The 16722-nt window shown below is 48.8% G+C and carries 11 protein-coding genes; 5 read left to right on the forward strand and 6 right to left on the reverse strand.

Features of this window, described 5'->3' with window-relative positions:
• Window positions 1-259 precede the first annotated feature (259 nt).
• The 3 genes from rlmD (at window position 260) to yajC (ending at window position 3407) form a co-directional block, all read left to right on the forward strand.
• Complete coding sequence (rlmD, locus tag ELAC_RS01460) at window positions 260-1696, forward strand: 23S rRNA (uracil(1939)-C(5))-methyltransferase RlmD (protein ID WP_098037507.1); 1437 nt, start codon at window positions 260-262, stop codon at window positions 1694-1696.
• Between the two features lie 27 nt (window positions 1697-1723).
• Window positions 1724-2839: a tRNA guanosine(34) transglycosylase Tgt gene (gene tgt / locus ELAC_RS01465; RefSeq protein WP_098037508.1), complete on the forward strand. Its 1116-nt coding sequence runs from the start codon at window positions 1724-1726 to the stop codon at window positions 2837-2839.
• 184 nt (window positions 2840-3023) lie between these two features.
• Window positions 3024-3407 carry a preprotein translocase subunit YajC gene (yajC, locus tag ELAC_RS01470; protein ID WP_098037509.1) on the forward strand — a complete coding sequence of 128 codons (384 nt, stop codon included), beginning with the start codon at window positions 3024-3026 and terminating at the stop codon, window positions 3405-3407.
• Window positions 3408-3562: 155 nt separating this feature from the next.
• On the opposite strand, the gene ELAC_RS01475 is transcribed toward yajC, so the two are convergent.
• From ELAC_RS01475 to ELAC_RS01485, 3 genes are all read right to left on the reverse strand, one after another.
• Window positions 3563-4105, reverse strand: coding sequence for a type III secretion system chaperone family protein (locus ELAC_RS01475; RefSeq protein WP_098037510.1), 543 nt, complete (start codon window positions 4103-4105; stop codon window positions 3563-3565).
• A gap of 75 nt (window positions 4106-4180) precedes the next feature.
• Window positions 4181-6673, reverse strand: a complete 2493-nt coding sequence (locus tag ELAC_RS01480; RefSeq protein ID WP_098037511.1) for a hypothetical protein — start codon at window positions 6671-6673, stop codon at window positions 4181-4183.
• 26 nt (window positions 6674-6699) lie between these two features.
• Window positions 6700-7113 carry a type III secretion system chaperone gene (locus ELAC_RS01485; protein WP_098037512.1) on the reverse strand — a complete coding sequence of 138 codons (414 nt, stop codon included), beginning with the start codon at window positions 7111-7113 and terminating at the stop codon, window positions 6700-6702.
• Window positions 7114-7365: 252 nt separating this feature from the next.
• Here ELAC_RS01485 and ELAC_RS01490 point away from each other — a divergent pair, with 252 nt between their 5' ends.
• Entirely contained in the window at window positions 7366-8877 is a 1512-nt protein-coding gene (locus ELAC_RS01490; RefSeq protein ID WP_098037513.1) for a hypothetical protein, read from the forward strand.
• Window positions 8878-8883: 6 nt separating this feature from the next.
• Here ELAC_RS01490 and ELAC_RS01495 read toward each other — a convergent pair whose 3' ends face one another.
• From ELAC_RS01495 to htpG, 3 genes are all read right to left on the reverse strand, one after another.
• A complete protein-coding gene (locus tag ELAC_RS01495; protein WP_098037514.1) occupies window positions 8884-11364 on the reverse strand; it encodes an SUMF1/EgtB/PvdO family nonheme iron enzyme in 2481 nt (826 codons plus the stop codon).
• Between the two features lie 450 nt (window positions 11365-11814).
• Window positions 11815-13017: a purple acid phosphatase family protein gene (locus ELAC_RS01500; protein WP_098037515.1), complete on the reverse strand. Its 1203-nt coding sequence runs from the start codon at window positions 13015-13017 to the stop codon at window positions 11815-11817.
• 10 nt (window positions 13018-13027) lie between these two features.
• On the reverse strand, window positions 13028-14893 hold the full coding sequence (htpG, locus tag ELAC_RS01505) for a molecular chaperone HtpG (protein WP_098037516.1): 1866 nt from the start codon (window positions 14891-14893) through the stop codon (window positions 13028-13030).
• Between the two features lie 440 nt (window positions 14894-15333).
• Between htpG and nqrF the strand changes: the two genes are divergently transcribed.
• Complete coding sequence (gene nqrF, locus ELAC_RS01510) at window positions 15334-16629, forward strand: NADH:ubiquinone reductase (Na(+)-transporting) subunit F (protein ID WP_162288481.1); 1296 nt, start codon at window positions 15334-15336, stop codon at window positions 16627-16629.
• Window positions 16630-16722: the final 93 nt, after the last annotated feature.

Genomic DNA, 16722 nt, shown 5'->3' on the forward strand with positions numbered 1-16722 from the left:
TTGCGCCATACGGATATAAGCTTTGAAAAAACTCAGCATGTTAATTCAATATGGTGAATTTTTTTTCGAAGCTTATAACAAAATTCGGCAGCAAAGCACACTGATTTGAGTTTGTGGACAGTCTCTTAGATAGTCAGGAATGCATTGGTTTAAACCTGAAGAGGAAATTTTGACGATATTCTTAAGTATCCAAATTTTATTGGTTTAATAAAGTTTGTGTGCTTGTTGGAAAAGAGAAACCTGTCAGCAACAGAGAACAATGAACAAATTAAAAGTTTTAGAAATCGAGATTGTCGAACTGAATAAAAAAGGAAACGGTGTCGGTTTTGTTGTTTCAGGAACAGGCAGCCTCTCTTCAGTGGAAGTGCCTTTTGCGGTTCCTCAAGATGTTGTCCGTATCAACGTCATCAAGGAAAAGAAAAGGGCGAAAGGGATCATCGACGAAATTCTCAAACCCTCTCCCGTTCGAGTGCCGCCGCGCTGTAAGCATTTTGGGGATTGCGGGGGCTGCCGGTTTCAAAATATCTCCTACAGTGAGCAACTTAAGTTTAAACAAGCCGATATTTTGGCCTGTTTCAAGTCGCTCCTGACAGGAAAAGAAGACATCAGACCGATCATCCCGTGCGAAGTCAATTGGAACTACCGCAACAAAATGGAGTTTTCCTTCTCTGAAGATAGCAAGGGCAATAAGTTTCTTGGCCTGATCAGGGACTCCAGCAAAGGAAAGGTTGTATCAATCGAAGAGTGCCATCTCGTTTCTCCTTGGTTCCAGGATGTTTTGAATGCAGTCAGACAATGGTGGGCAGAATCGGATATCAAGGCGTTTCATCCATTCAAGGCTACCGGTTCCCTTAGGACGCTGACGCTGCGGGAGGGGATCAACACGCAAGATAAGATGGTGATTCTGAATGTCTCGGGCAATCCTGAATACGCCCTGAGCAAAAGCGAGCTCGAGAGCTTTTCCGAAGCGGTCAAAAAGACATTCAAATCCAATGATCAACTCAGTTTAAAGAGTATCTTCTTAAGAATCCAGCAGGCTGCTGAAGGAATGGAGACCAATTTCTTTGAGATCCATCTTTTCGGAGCGGACCACATCAGAGAGACCCTGAAAGTTGCCATCGATGAATCTGCGCGGCCCATGAACTTTTCTTTCCATGTGAGCCCCACTGCTTTTTTCCAGCCCAACTCCTTCCAGGCAGGAAAGCTGTATGAATCCGCTCTGCAAATGGCAGAGATCACAAAAGATGATGTGGTCTACGACCTCTATTGCGGGACAGGAACCCTGGGAATCATCGCCGCTAAGAAAGCCAAAAAGGTTGTAGGGATTGAGATTTCACCCGAGTCCATACTCGATGCTAAAACGAATGCCGAGCTGAATGGAGTGGACAATATACACTTCCTGACGGGGGCGGTGCGTAACGTGCTGTCGCAGATCATGCAAGATAAAACACACCCCAAACCGGATGTCATCGTTGTCGATCCTCCGCGGCCGGGACTCGATCCTGAAGCGATGCGTGCCTTGATTGAAGTGTCGCCCAACAAGATCCTGTACGTATCATGCAACCCGCACACCCAGGCAGACAACGTCAAAGAACTCTTGATGCATGGCTACAAGATAATTGCTGTCCAGCCGATAGATCAGTTTCCCCACACTCCCCACGTGGAAAATGTCGTTCTCCTGCAAAAATCTTCCTAATAACCACAAAGCCGGAGACTGTTTTTCATGAAGTTAAAGTTTAACATCCATAAAAAAGATGGCAAGTCGCGGGCGCGGGCCGGAGAAATAGAGACGGCGCACGGCACTATTCAGACCCCTGTCTTTATGCCGGTTGGGACAAAGGCTTCGGTAAAGACTGTCACCAATACCCAGCTTGAGGAGATGGCGTGCCGGATCATCTTGGGCAACACGTATCACCTGATGCTAAGACCGGGCATGGATATCATCAGAAAAGCGGGCGGACTTCATGCTTTCATGGGTTGGAATCAATCTATCCTGACAGATTCCGGCGGTTTTCAGGTTTTCTCCCTCTCCTCGCTTAGGAAAATCACTGATGAAGGAGTTTATTTTCAGTCGCATATAGATGGATCCCGTCATTTTCTGGGCCCTAAGGAGTCCATGGAGGTGCAGAAAGCGCTCAATTCCGACATCGTGATGTGCTTCGATGAGTGTGTTTCCTATCCTTCGGAACTGAAGGAAGTGGAGAAGGCTATGGAGAGAACGCACCTCTGGGCCTCTATCTGCAGGGATTATCCGCTAGGAGCAGACCAGAATCTTTTCGGTATCGTCCAGGGGGGCGTCGATCCTTCACTAAGAGCCGCTTCAGCACAATTTTTGCGCACTCTTGACTTCGAAGGCTATGCGATCGGAGGGCTTTCCGTGGGAGAACCCGGGGAGATCATGTACCGTGTCATCGATGCAGTAGAACCCCATCTGCCTGAAGAAAAACCTCGCTATCTGATGGGGGTCGGCACCCCGCGCAATTTGATCGAGGCTGTGATGCGTGGCGTTGATATGTTCGATTGCGTCATGCCGACAAGAAATGCGCGCAACGGCACTGCTTTCACCTGGCAGGGTAAAGTGACGATCAAAGCGGCGCGATACAGCGAAGATTTCACACCTTTGGATCCTGAAACAAAATCCGAAGCCTCAAGGCACACCAAAGCATATATCAGGCACCTTCTCAACGTGGACGAGGTCACCGGTCTTACGCTGGTGACACTGCAGAACCTTGCGTTTTACCTTGATTTCATGAAAAAGATAAGGCATGCTATCCTGGAAGGAACCCTGGACGAACTCTATGCCAAAGTAAAGGCGATCTATCCGGAATCGGGGGATTAATCAGGGCTTGTCATCAAATGACAATCAGCCCTTCAAATTCAGCCGATTCAAGTGAGAGACAGGTCCTGGAAAGGTTATACCGAAAGCCTATCAAAATTTGGCATGGGAGCGTTCTCAAAACCAAATTTTGATAGGCTTTCGGTATAAACCACCCGCTTTAAAAAACCAGAAGAAGGAAATTTTGATGAAACCATTAGCCGCAGCCCTTGCAGTCTTGTTATTTCAGGCACAAGCCGTTTTTGCCGAAGGGGAATTAGGTCCCGGAAGTCCAACGCAGAGCATGATGCAAACATTTGTCATGGTGGGCGTTGCCGCACTGTTTTTCTATGTCATTCTCTGGAGACCTGAGCAGAAAAGACGCAAAGCCATGGAAGAGCAAAGAAAGAGCCTTAAGAAGGGCGACAGGGTCACAGCCATGGGCATCGTGGGTATTGTTGCTAAAATCGATGAACATACGCTCACTTTGAGAAACCCCGACGGCAGCAAGATCGAAGTGCTGAAAGCCGCGATTACCGATGTGCAGCCGATGGGCGGATCTTCCGAAGAAGAGAAGAAAGAAGGCAACTAATTAGTTTGCCAAAAGAGCCTGTACTAACACTCTAATGTACCGAAAGTGTTTCAAAACTTGGGGCTAGCTTTGAGAAAGCCCCCTCGCATATTTTGGTATGCTTTCGGCAGGCTGAATAGTGCAGGCTTTAACGAATAAAATGCCATGAGTGAACTTTACTGTTTCAGCACCTGCTTCGCGGCGTGCACCAGCTCTTCCATCGCCTCATTGAATGTTTTTTTTCCTGAGGCAATCTCCTCGATCGCTTGGCTGTATAAATCCATATAGAGAAGGATCAGTCCCGTAATTCCGATCGTCAGACGATGGTCAATTCCTTTTTCCGGGCAGTAGTTGATATGGCGGAATAGAATTTTTCCTTCCGCTTCATCAAAGCTAAAGCCGGACAGCTGAATCTCTTTATTGATGAAAAACAGCAGCGATGCCAAGTCCTTTGCCGCTTCAGGTTTACACAAGAATGGCAGTTCGGAGGAGAAATCTAAAGAGACCAAAGGCCCCAGCTCGTTTGGTGCTTTTTGCAAAATGCCGAGAGCCTCCTGGTAAAGGGGGAGTACCCGCAAAAACCGATTCCTTCCCTGAGGATCTTTGCCCAGGTCGGCAATTAAAAAAGGGGGAACGCTTCCATCACTATAGATGTTGTTTTGAAAGAACTCCTCCCGGAGCCAGCCGTTCATATTTTGTAAGAGAGTCTCTGATGCCATGCTAAAACTGCTCCTTTCTTAAAACAGGGTTGCTGACAGTCTCCTACCTTCCTTAGCAGATAGCCGTTAAAAGTTCTACTTCTTGGGTAAAATACCCTCCAGCATATCATCAAGTGTTGCCCCGTAAAAGGCCGTCAACTCATCCCGGAAGAGAACTCTTGAGCTTACAAGTTCGTCTCGTGCTTTTTGAGTCAGTCCCGCGGGATCTACGCCTGTGTATTTTTTCAAAGCTTCCACTGTCTGCTCATCCATTCCCGTCTCGAAGCGGTTGTCTTTGGGCTTGTGGATCTGCATCAGGGCATCTAGCAACCCGGGTTTTTCCGGATTGGATGGGCTGAACATCATCTCCGCTTGGGTCATACCCCGTGCAAGGTCTTTCATCCCCGCTTCAGACAGTTTTGTCCTGTGGTATTGATAATCTTCCTGACGGGCCAAATATTCAAACCGGAGCTTTTTCAGTTGATCATCAAGCTCGAGTGCCTTTTCTCTGTGCCCCTTGAGCCTCTCTTCCAAAACCCTGGCTTCCGCTTCGCTCAGTTTCTCCTTACGCAAGAGCCGGTAGGTTCCTGGCAAGAGGTTTGGCCTCAACTGTTTAAGTAGTTCGGGGGGGATGCCTTCACCCAATTTGGCGCTGATAGCTCCGATCGCAATTTTGTTTTTCTTATCTTTTAAAAGCTCCCTCTCGAACATGTATTTCTTATATCCAAAGGGGATGGAGCGGATTGTCTGCCTGATGCTCCTTAAGTGAAACGTCTCTTCTTTAAGGCGGTTTGGCGCCGTCATAATGGAGTGGAGCCACCCCGATCCCATGCTGACCACCGAAAGACCGACACCCGCAAGCCCAAGTCCTGTCAGGAAAATCCCGGGGATGGTCAAGATACCGGTGCATGTCATGATGAATCCCGCGATCGTGACTGCGGATGTTAGAATGGTAAAAGCTCCCATGATCGTGCTTTCAGTTAAGGTAAACCTGTAAAATTGCTTCTCCCTTTGAAGCTTGGCTTCAGACATGGCTTTCATGCCGTTGCGCAAGGAAGCGCTCAGGGTCTCTTCATGGCGAACATGGTCTTTTAGCATTGCCTGAAATCCTTGGGGATCGGCTAAGACTCCCGCAAGCGACTCTGCCGATTTGGCCACTAATGCGCTGTCGATTTTTTCCCATTCAACCGGAGGGTTTCTCAAGATCTCCTGCACGTTTTTAAGAGACTGGATCTGTTCTGAGTTCTTTTCAGAGGCCACTTCAAGGCGTTTGATTCTCTCCTCGATATGGCTGTCCAGGTTAGAGAGCCCCATCTCTTTGATTCCCGAAAGAATTGCCTTCATCCTTTCAGCTCTGTTTTGGGTCTCGGGGCGAAGTATTCTCTTAAAACTATTGATGCCCTCTTGCAGTTTTTTGGCGAAGGGCTCTTCCATCGACGCCATCTTTCCCTCTTCGACAGCTCTGCGCTGGTTTAGCATCTCCTCCATTTTGAAGACTCTGCCTTCGTAGTCGGAAAGAGCACTGTCCATTTTCGAGATGAATTCAGGGTCGCTAAGGATCTTATCCCGGAGCTCTTCTTTGGTGGTGACCAGGCTGTGCAAAGGAACTTGAAAGGAAGATAATGCATCGGCAGTCTCTTGAAAGCTTAAATTCTTCTCCTGGCAACTCTTCACTGCTGCGAAGGCCTTACCCTTTTCTTCGTTTGCCATGGAGGAGCTTTTAATTCGCTCTTTTAAAACCTCTCTCCAGTCAGGAATGTTGACCCCAATTTTCGCAAGCTCCAGGCGACCGGCTTCCAGTGTAGCTCCACTTAGGTTCAAGTTACTAAGGAAGCGGCTTCGCCAGAGATCCCCCCTGGAGTTTTTATGCTGATCCCAAAGGGAGTTTTGGAAAGCGGTGTCGCCGATCGCGTTTTTTTTGAATTTTGCGAATGCATGCGATTCCCTACCACCGAGGACAATGTTCATTTTTTCAAGAGAGATGCCCTCTTTCTTGAGAAAATCTTTCACCTGATCTACCGATGTTTGAGGGTCGAGAAGCATTTTTTTAAGTCCGTCGACGAAATGTTTTTTCTGCGCTTCGTTGATAGGGGGAGACTCCAAAGACTTTTGCGTGTCTTTTATATCGCCCCATTTGGCCCACGCTTTTGCCATTTTTATGGGGGTCAGGATCAGCGACAAGGCAGCGCCTGCGATGCTAAGTCCTTCCTGAACCTTCGGCAGGATGTCGAGCTTTTTGAAAAGTGAGTGGAGGCCATCTACGGCTTGCTCTACGATATCGGGAATGGCTCCTAAGACAGTCGCGACAACTCCCTCTCGTTGTGATTTTATGGATTCGCCAAACCGCTTCGCTTCTTTGTTCAATGCCTTCATCTCTTTTATCGAGATGGCAGGTTCAGGGGTCAAGATCGTCTTGGCATCGACCGCTTCGCTGGAGAGAATCGGTTCATTTTTAAGGTGGCGAGGGTGGGATTTTGCAGATGCCCTGACATCAAGGGGGCCTGTGTACTCTTTGGCGAGGAGCTCGGTTTCAGGAATCTTGCCTGCGCCCTGGACTCTCTGATTTCCAAGTGGGCTCACGTTATTCATAAGTACCTTTGGGTTGATAGAATTCTTTAGCCTGGCAGATCGGTGAGAGTTCCGAGTTCCTGGAATTTCGTCTTTAGATAGCTCAGTTCCGCAAGGAAAGATGTGATCAGCTCTTTCATCTTCCGGTCATCCATAGAGGTTAGCTCAGCCCGCTGAAAAAGAACCAGCGAGCGGGTGTCTTTGTCGTAGCCAATGGTGGCGCTTCCGGTCTCTTGACCAAAGAGGTTGGACGACAGTGCTTCGAGGGCAACTTCCAACTCCCCCCCGTGAGGCAGGCTGTCTAGCACCGCGAAAAGGTAGAACTTGTCAGGTTCGAGCGATTCTTCAAAAGCGAGGACTGTTTCATTGTTAATTTGCACTTTGATGATCGGGTCGTCGCTCTGTATGGGGTATCCCCCTGTCGAGCGCAGGAATCCATTGACGGCTTCTTTCAGGTCCATAGAGTCCCTTTGGTTATAATCAGTAATCTCACCTTAGGAAATTGTTAATCTAATAATATAATGTCGCCACACCTTAATTTTATTATCAATAATATGTGTTGTCAATAAATTAAATGTTAAGATTGTTTAAATAAAAAAGGAATGTTTATGGTGGTGTGTTAATTTATTTATTTATCTTATTATTTGTTTGAGTTATACGTCAGGATCTCTTATTTTATTATAATTATTAATAATTATTGGTGTTTTGAGTTTATGTCGTCACTTAGCTTTGTCAGTGGAGCAGAAAAAATTGTCCTGGGATCCTATCTGCATCTTGAGCAACATTCGCAACTGCTCGCGGAAATTGTCAGCAGGGTAGCGGCCGTTGCGCTGCTTTCGCTGTCTGCGGCACTGGATATGGCTTTTCATACCGCGATGATCCTGCCTGCACTCCTGTACGCCTGTGGTAAGAGTGCTATTCAAGGGCAAGCCGATTTTACCCTTCCTTGGCAGCACCTGCAGAGAGTCCGCAATGCGGTGGCTCCCTTGATCTTGGGAAGCGCCCTCGGCCTGATCCACCCTTATGCAGGTCTTTTCGCCAGTGAACCGACGGACAAACACATCGTCGCCGGCATGCTTTCATCCAATGTATGCCAGCTCTCTGAAACGCCTTGCAGTCCAGTGCATAGCCTCCAGATGTCTTCGGAAATAGCCTCTTCCTGCAAAGAGGTTTTTTCCGAGCAAGAGAGAGAGGCTCTTCGTGATGCGGCAAGTTATGAATATTCTCTTCAGTCCCTGCAGGCTCAGGAATATATCCACAAAATCACGAACGTTACCCTCTATGCTATGGCCCAAATCAAAATCGCCATCGACTACTCGGGGCTGAATGATTTCACGAAAGAGGCGCTTGTTCGGCTTTCGGGAGTTTTGGTTCCCGTTCTAACCGCGGTTGACCTTGTCATTGTCGTTTTGGTGCAGGCTTTTTTCTTAACGACGGGGGTGATACGCCTGATTTCAGGCCGGGGGCCGATCTACACGGAAGCGACAACGAACCCGCTCATGCATGTCTCATTCCTGATCCAGAATATTCTCAAGGTGGTGGGTAACTTGGTGGGAACTCTCGTCTGGTTTGTCTCGCCGCTGGATGGATTCCGGGTTAGCCTTTCACTTCCCAATCTTTATTTCAAAATAGAGTTGGCAATTTTTAACCTGCGCCTGAAGGCCCGCATGTTTTTTATGCAAGAAAACAGCCGTTTTCTGCTGCCGATCGTTTACGGGACGGGGGAGTGCTCTGTGTTGTCCGTACCGACGCACAGCATGCACAAGACGTATCTGATCGTGGAGCAAAAGGAGGGCGCTTTCAATTTATACTGGGTGAATAGACCCTTTGTCGAGGCGAAGAGGGGCTTAACGCTAGGAGAGGCCAGCTTGCAGATCGGCGAGATGCTGGATGAGCGTTATCCGTTTATGGATATCGAAAAGATGATGAATTATCCTGTTAAAGCCAAGAGCCCGAGTTTTGGTGGCGCTATCAGCCTGTCACAGGTCGCCAGTCAGGGAAGTCCCACCAATTGTGTGGTTTCCAATCTCTTTGGAGCCCTTGAGGTGATGGACCGACTGGAAGGCAAGGATGAAAGCTTTTCAGCCTTTCGTTACCTGTGTGTCCGGAAGTATCTCGATAAGACTTACGGATTCTATCAGGGGGGATTCTACCCTTTCAGCAATAGTCTAACCTTAGAAGGCCTATTTGAAAGCTCGAGAAATCATCCCACCGCTTCCATCTAAATCGGTTTAGTTAGTGGTTCTGGCAACTCTGAATCCGGTGAAGGAATCGGAGTGCTCAGGAGCAAGCGCGATGCGCTCAAAACTCCTGACGCCATCGGCTAAACTGTCATAGCACCCTCCTTTGGCCACTTTAAGACTTCCGGACAGGGGGCCTAAGGGGTTTTTTTCAAGGTGGAGAAGAGAGGGGCTGTCGAAGTACCAATCCTGCACCCATTCAAAGACGTTGCCGCTCATATCGTAGGCGCCGATGGGGCTTTTGGCATCTTCTGTTTTTTTAGGAATCAGATCCTCGGGTGAAAGAGGGATGGTGTTCACGCCGTTATAAAACCCGACCGGCGTCGTGGCAACCCGGTGGAAAGCAGAAGTTCCTGGATTGGATTTATAATTTGCAAGGCTTCTGTTGATGACATCTTTTGAAAAGCCATAAATCCACTTTTTGATTTCACTTACGTTATTGCCACCGCGCACGGAGGCAGCTCTTTCCCACTCGGCCTCAGTGGGAAGACGCAGACCAAAGGTGTTGCAAAACTCTTGGGCGCCAATCCAAGTGACGTGGATAACCGGGTAGTTGTCAAATCCCGGTAGTACCATGAAAGGTTTGACCTTATCCTGAGTCGGTCGGAAAGAGATCTGGCTGTCGGCGTTGGCCTCCATCGTGCGGAAGACGACGTTTCCTTTCACGTTGGTGAACACTCCCCGTTGGTTATCCTTCGGCCTGATGGAACCCTCCTGCAGGGCAATGTTCAGCCAGTCGCAAAACTGACCGTTGGTCACTTCGTATTTCGAAATCTCGAAGGTCGACAGCTCGACCACCTGTGCCGGAAAGGTGTTTTCAGTGTCTTTACGGTAGGGATCCCCAAAGATCGAGAGTCCGGCGGGAACGAATATCAAGTCCTTATAGAGCTCGTCGATGGTCTTTCTCGGCGTTTCTGTGACCGAAACGGCTGGCTCTTGCTTTTCTACCTTTTCCTCGAAGACCGGTGTGATCGACTCCGTGGCGAAGGCATCGATGTAGATCTCTTTCGCCGGCAGCGGTGTTCCGGCTCCAGTGCGGCCTATCGGGGTGAATATGACCTTCCAGTTGCCTTCAGGGAGGGGTATGCTTTTGGAGTAGTCGGTAACCTCTTCCCGGATGGTGTCGAAGTTGCCCGATTTAGGCTCCAGCTTCACGCTGAAGCGGGCAATATTTCCGGTGATCTTCAGCATGCCGGCAAAGGTGTATTCCCCTTCTACTGTCTCTTCGTGCTTTCTGAATCGCGATAGGGAGATGTAAAGGGATTTCGGCGGAATATAACGCGTTGGATCTTTGGATGAAAAGGTAAGGGTGTAATTTCCCGGCAATAGCCCCTCGAAGCGGTATTGGTCGCCACTGCCCTCTAAAGAAAGAGGCCCGTTGGTCTGCTTTAGGGTAAACGTTGCATCGGATGTGTTTGTGATCACTAAAATTTTGCCACCGCCCCGCAGTTTAGGGCGGATGAGGGCGTTCTGACCCTGCTTTAAGCTGAATTTTACCGGCGTAATCTCCTCATAGAAAGAGGGCGGCTTAAAGGAAATGACATAATTGCCAAGAGGAATTCCCGGACTTGTCCACTCAATTTTGTTACTGCGGGCTACCTGCGTCACCCTGAGGGGCTGTTTGAGAGCGCTTCCTTCGATTTGGATATTCAGCGCATCGCCGGTTGGCATGTCAGTCATCACTTGCACAACGCCTAAAATGCGCTTATAGAAGATTTCAAGCGACTGCGTCTGATTGGGTTGGACAGAAAATGGAGTCTGCGGCAGGAGCTTGACTTCGTAGTTTTCCAGCTCTTCGGCCGTCAACTGATAGCCGGATCCGGCTGGAACCGTCAAGTCTTTAACGCTCCCTTCTCCCGAAGCGATGCGCGCTCCATCTTTATAGAGAACCCAGCGGGCAGCGGGCACGTTGCTGCGGATATTCAGATAGCCCGGCTGGGGTGCGTAACTGTCAAACGGCTGCGAATAAAAGCGCACTTCATGCATGGGGGGCGCTTCTCTTTGATAGGGGGACTCGTAGGCCAGTTCAACATCGGGTTGGCTGCCGATCTCTTTGGCAAGTAATTTGAGCTCCTGATCGACTTTGACAACTCCTCCCTGAACCAGTGAAACTTTTCTTGGCTCCACCTTTTCAAATAGCCCGTCGCTGTTGGGCATGATGAATTTTAAAGTATAGGCTCCCTCGGGCAGGTTTTCGATCAGAACCATTCGTTTGCTCGTCTCCGGATCGTCAACGTAGGAGTTGCCCTGAGGATAAAGGTGCAGGTCTCCTCTTTCAGAAATGAGCCAGAAGCGCACACGGTCTAATCGGATACGATCTTCACCGGTGTTGTAGGTGACCACCAGTGTACACAGGCCTTTATCCTGGGATGATTGCAGCTGCGCTTTTGGCAAGAGGATGGATGCCAGAAGTAAAAGCAGCCAAAAGCTGAAGACCGCGCTGTATTTTGATCGGGAAAAAGAGAGCTCCATGCTTGTTTTGATAAACCTGCTTTGAAGGAATTATTAAAAGGATGACACTTGGTATGCCGCAAAATTTGAGATTTTTGCTTTGAGAAAGCCTCGGGATTGAAAGATTGCAAGTCATCTCATGTTTCTAATATTAGGTGGCTTACGATTTTTCAATCTGAGAGAGCTTTCTCGTTGCCAAAAACCAAATTTCGAGACACTTTCGGCATAGACGACAGTGCCCCGGTAAATGCGGTTTAGCCGCACGATAACAAATTCTGATTTTGGACGAAATCGTATACCGAAACGAATCAAAGAATTTGCAGTGATCGCTAAGGAGAAGGGGTTGGCTGTCGAAAGCGTCTCAAAATTTGAGACACTTTCTGGTAAGTACAGGAATGATCGAATGATTTTTCTGCAGCGGCTTTCTCTTGCGGGTGAATCCCACTTCGTCGGCGCAAGGGGAACGAGGGTTTACCGGATCGTGCTGTCGATTACAACGCCCTTGTAATTAATAGCTTGGTACTGACGGACTCTGCCTTTCAAGGAGACTAGGATAAAATGCCTCTCAGGCAGGGCCTTTACGAGATACCATTTTGAATCGAGATCTTTTGGCTGCCTTGGTTCTTTGATGCCGAAGGCTCCATCTCCTAAAAATAGAACCCCTTTTTCTTCGTCGATTTTTCCTTTGAAGAGGGGGTGTGTTCTTTTGTAGGCATGGTCATGATGTTCGAAGGCAGCGTTTAAGGAGGCTGCTTCGAAGTAAGGGACCCATGTTTCACGAACCTTTGTGCTGACTTTTCCCTCATATTTTCGGACGGAAGGGTAGGCCGGAACGTGGTAGGCTGCAAATTTGTTGGGGACCTGACTGCGTTTCAGCAATGTATCTTGCAACCACCTTGCCTGCTCGCCCTCTATACTTTGCGTGTGTTCAGAGTCGAGGACGATAAAGGTCATATAGTCGCCGAAATCCAGCACATAATTTGTCTTCGGTTCTGGCGTTGCAAAAAGGGCGTAGTAGAATTCGGCTTGGTCCCTTGTTTGTAGGTAGCGTCCGATCACTTCGTGGTTGCCGATGACCGGAACCAAGGGGATGATGCGGCCATCGGGAGCTACCATCGTGTCCTGCCAGGCTTTAAGCCAGGTGAACCAGCGCTTGGCGTCTTCGCCAAAGAGACTGACGACCGGCGCGGCATAGGCCAGATCCCCGCCCGCCACGACGAAGAGCGGGTCTTGGGCGGCCGCTTGTCTCATGGTTTCTTTAAGGTCCTCAATACCATCGTGGTACATGTCTCCGCCCACGGCAAACCGTAGCGTTCGAGTCAGGTGGGAGGGCGCTGTGCGGAAAAAATAGACCTTTCCCTCATCGCTGAAGCGGAACTCGTAGGCTTGACCCGGCTTTAGGGAGGTCAGTTCCACGGAGTGGATGAAGTAGGGCAGCTTTTGCGGCATGCGGATATGGCGTCCGTTTGCACTTTCCCAAGCCGAGGTGCCTCTCTCCCGCCACTCGATCGTATCGTTTGCCCGGTCGTCTTTGGTGACATAGCGCACGGTCATGGTGGTATTGGGCAGTTTTTGCCACGTCAGAAAGAAGCTGACCGGTTCATATGCCTCTGGCAGCAGAGCTTGCTTGCCGATCAGCAACACGAAAAGTAGGGTAGCAAAAAGCCGAGCCATGGGTAAGCCTTTAGTTCTTATCTGCTTTATGAATAACTTGGGAAAGCTTTTCAGTCAGCTTTTCTAAGATATCCGTTGTTTGACGAATGAACGGGCTGAGCGCGTTTTGGCTCATCTCGTTTTGCGAAAGCAATGCAAGATCGTACACTTCGTTTGCAAGTGTTTTAGCCAGATCGCTGTCGATCGCGTCGATAGCGCGTATGTTGGCGATCAGGGGGTTATTGGTGTTGATCACAAATGTTGTTTTATCAAAGAAAGACTTTCCTTTGTCTACGTTGCCCGGATCGAAGGCCATCATGTAGTCGCGCATTCTTCTCTGTTCCTCTTCGATGAGAATCATGCCCGGCACCTGGTCCATCGAGAGGCTTTTTGCCTCGACCGACACATTCTCCTTATCCAGTTTTTTCTCGAAGAAATCCGCCAGCTTGGCACTTTCGCTTTTTCCTTCGGAATCGAGGACAACCTTTTCTCTCTCTTTATCCAGAAGATCCTCATGGAGCGAAGCGTCAATGCGCTTGAACTTCCAGGGAGCCATCTTCTCTTCGAGGAAATGCATCAGATGCGCATCGAAGGGTCCTGTAGACCTTAAAATCTCAATTCCCTTTTCCCTCCACATCGAGATCAAGCGGTTGTCGTCTCCCTCGCTGCGGGTGTAGTAGATAATCTCTTTCGTTTTGTCTTTGTTGCGCTCTTGGTACTCCTCGACGGTCGTCCATTGATCATCGAGAGTTTTGAAGAGAAGGATCTCTTTGGCCCGTTCATAAAATTTCTCATCTTCTAGGCAGCCGAGTTTGATGATGAGCGAGAGATCTTCAAAATTCTGGATGAACTTCTCTTTGTTGGTTCTCCACATCTGCACAAGGCTGTCAGTGACTTTTTTCGAGATGTGCTTGGAGAGTTGGCGCACCGTCTTATCCATCTGGAGCGTGCTTCTGGATACGTTGAGCGGGATGTCGGGGCTGTCGATCACACCTCTTAGCATTGTCAGATAATTCGGCATGATGTCTTTACAGTTTTCCGATACAAATACCCTGTTGCAGAAAAGGCGGACTGTCGCTTTGGCCGGGTCGAAATCCCTGCGTATCTTGGGAAAGTACAAAATTCCCTGAAGGTGAAATGGGTAATCGACGTTCAGGTGCATCCAGAGGAGAGGATCTTCATCGTAGGGGTAGAGGTAGCGGTAGAATTCCAGATAATCCTTATCCGTCAATGTGGAGGGTTGTTTGATCCAGAGGGGCTCTTTGTCATTAATTTTTTTGCCCGAAAAATAGATGGGGTAGGGGAGGAACGAACAATATTTTTGCAGAAGCCCTTTGAGCATGCCCTCTTCTAAGAACTCGTGACTGTCATCGCTGATGTGCAACGTGATGCGCGTGCCGCGCTCTTTTTTCTCTCCCTCGCTGATCAGGTAGTCGGAGGAGCCGTCGCATCTCCAGTAGGCAGGCTTGGCCCCTTCGATGTAGCTTAGAGATTCAATCTCCACTTCCTTGGCAACCATGTAGGAGGAGTAGAATCCGAGGCCGAAGTGGCCGATGATCTGGTCTTTCTCGCTTTTGGATTTATATTTCTCGACAAATTCTTCCGCTCCTGAGAAGGCGATTTGGGCAATATATTTGTCGATTTCTTCCATCGTCATCCCGATGCCGGTGTCGGCAAATTCAATGGTTTTCGCCTCTTTGTTCAAGGTTACATCGATGCGCATTGAATTTTCGTTGACGCTAACCAGCCCTTTCTCGGAGAGGATTTTCAATTTGTAGAGGGCATCGCAGCTGTTGGAGATGAGTTCGCGCACGAATATCTCCTTATCTGTGTAGAGCCATTTTTTGATGATCGGGAAAATATTTTCGGAGTGGATCTCAAGTTTCTTTTTGGTCATGGGCACCTCTTTCAAACAGATGAATCGATAGTGATATTATACCCTTTCAATCAAAAAAATCCTAGTGCTCCGTAACCGTAGCTTCCCCATCAAAGCCCCGGGCTGAAATATTGTGAGTGGACTGGATTGATTTAATCCTATTCTACTTATGATGTTTCAGGGCCTCACTGCCGAATTTTGAGGCGCTCTCTTTGCACCTCGGTTTCAGCTCAATTGTCGATGAGGCGGACTAGCCGCCTGAAAAACTTCATTTTTTAAAACAAAAGATTGAGGGCTCTCCCCAAATCTTGAGCTTTAATTGAAAATAACCCTATAAAGGAAGTCGGCGGAAGAGAGTAGCTTATCTGCTGTCACCTCTCTTCGCGGCAGCAGAGCAATGGCGGTTCGGGAGAACCAAATTCAAGGAGACTTACATGCAGCATGCAATCTGGTTTGCCTTTATGGGAATAGATCCGGTACTTACCCTTTATGCGATTGTTGCTTTTTTGACTGTGGGTGTCGGGCTCTCTCTTCTGATTCTCTTCACTAAAGCGAAATTCGTTTCGGCGGAAGAGTGCGTCATCGAAGTTAATGAGGACGAGACGCTCACTAAAAGAGTCCGCGGCGGGCAGACCCTTCTTTCTGCCCTCACCTCCGCCGGGGTACCGGTTCCTTCTCCTTGCGGGGGAAAAGCCACCTGTAAACAGTGCCGTGTACGCATCATCGAGGGCGCAGACGCTCCTTTAGATACCGATAGAGGAACTTTTACGAAGAAACAGATGAAGGAGGGCTGGAGGCTCTCATGCCAACATAAGGTTCATGGCGATATGCACGTCATGGTTGATCCTGCCTGCCTCTCCACCAGGGAGATTGAGGGAGTGGTCTTGAGCAACAAAAACGTTGCGACCTTCATCAAAGAACTCATCATCAAGGTGCCTGACACGGTGCCGATGCATTACAAATCGGGCGAGTATATGCAGTTCCATGTCCCGCCCTTCACGACCAATACCGCCGATTGGAAGCACACCATGGATCCGATCTTCTATACCGATTGGGAGAAGTTTGGCCTTTTTGACCAGACGCTTGACTTTTCCAATCTTCCGAAAGGCGAATCAGGGATCATCAGGGCCTACTCGATGGCTTCCTACCCTGGAGAGGGAAATATTTTGAAGTTCAACATCCGTATAGCAACACCTCCTTTCGTTGGTGGCAAGCCCAATCCGGCCATCCCGTGGGGCATTTGTTCCAGTTATACTTTCTCCCTTAAGGAAGGCGATAAGGTCAATATCTCCGGGCCTTTTGGAGAGTCGTTAATGATTAACGATCAGAGGGAGTTGGTATTCCTCATCGGTGGAGCGGGATCCTCATTCGGGCGGGCTCATATCATGCACCTTTTCCGCACGGAGAACACCAAGCGCAAAGTGACGATGTGGTATGGTGCCAGGTCGATCAAGGAAAACATTTACGAAGAAGACTATCGTCAGCTCGTCAAGGAGTTTCCAAACTTCAGCTATCATCTTGTTCTCTCGGAACCGCTGCCCGAGGATATCGAGGCTGGGTGGCCGAAAGAAGATCCGCTGAAGACAAATTATCTCTTCAGGGCATTCGAGCAGGGGCAGCTCAAGAAGATGGAGTCCCCGGAGGACTGCCTTTACTACGTCTGCGGACCTCCTCTTCACAACTCGAGCGTCATGAAGCTGCTTGATAACTATGGTGTTCCAAGATCCAGCATCATCTTAGACGATTTTGGCAGTTAGTGAAGCAACTGATAGGATTTCATGCGCGGGGCTTTGTTTAAGAGACCGTCTCAGACTGAAATCGGACGATTTCAGTTCGTGGGCGGTCTCTTA

The organism is Estrella lausannensis (assembly GCF_900000175.1).
Classification (GTDB): domain Bacteria; phylum Chlamydiota; class Chlamydiia; order Chlamydiales; family Criblamydiaceae; genus Estrella; species Estrella lausannensis.

What these genes read in the sequence shown, in the direction of transcription:
- ELAC_RS01490 (WP_098037513.1), top strand. Translation starts at nt 7,366, where the DNA reads ATGTCGTCACTTAGCTTTGTCAGTGGAGCAGAAAAAATTGTCCTGGGA.
- ELAC_RS01495 (WP_098037514.1), bottom strand. Translation starts at nt 11,364, where the DNA reads ATGGAGCTCTCTTTTTCCCGATCAAAATACAGCGCGGTCTTCAGCTTT.
- yajC (WP_098037509.1), top strand. Translation starts at nt 3,024, where the DNA reads ATGAAACCATTAGCCGCAGCCCTTGCAGTCTTGTTATTTCAGGCACAA.
- ELAC_RS01485 (WP_098037512.1), bottom strand. Translation starts at nt 7,113, where the DNA reads ATGGACCTGAAAGAAGCCGTCAATGGATTCCTGCGCTCGACAGGGGGA.
- ELAC_RS01480 (WP_098037511.1), bottom strand. Translation starts at nt 6,673, where the DNA reads ATGAATAACGTGAGCCCACTTGGAAATCAGAGAGTCCAGGGCGCAGGC.
- nqrF (WP_162288481.1), top strand. Translation starts at nt 15,334, where the DNA reads ATGGGAATAGATCCGGTACTTACCCTTTATGCGATTGTTGCTTTTTTG.
- ELAC_RS01475 (WP_098037510.1), bottom strand. Translation starts at nt 4,105, where the DNA reads ATGGCATCAGAGACTCTCTTACAAAATATGAACGGCTGGCTCCGGGAG.
- htpG (WP_098037516.1), bottom strand. Translation starts at nt 14,893, where the DNA reads ATGACCAAAAAGAAACTTGAGATCCACTCCGAAAATATTTTCCCGATC.
- ELAC_RS01500 (WP_098037515.1), bottom strand. Translation starts at nt 13,017, where the DNA reads ATGGCTCGGCTTTTTGCTACCCTACTTTTCGTGTTGCTGATCGGCAAG.
- rlmD (WP_098037507.1), top strand. Translation starts at nt 260, where the DNA reads ATGAACAAATTAAAAGTTTTAGAAATCGAGATTGTCGAACTGAATAAA.
- tgt (WP_098037508.1), top strand. Translation starts at nt 1,724, where the DNA reads ATGAAGTTAAAGTTTAACATCCATAAAAAAGATGGCAAGTCGCGGGCG.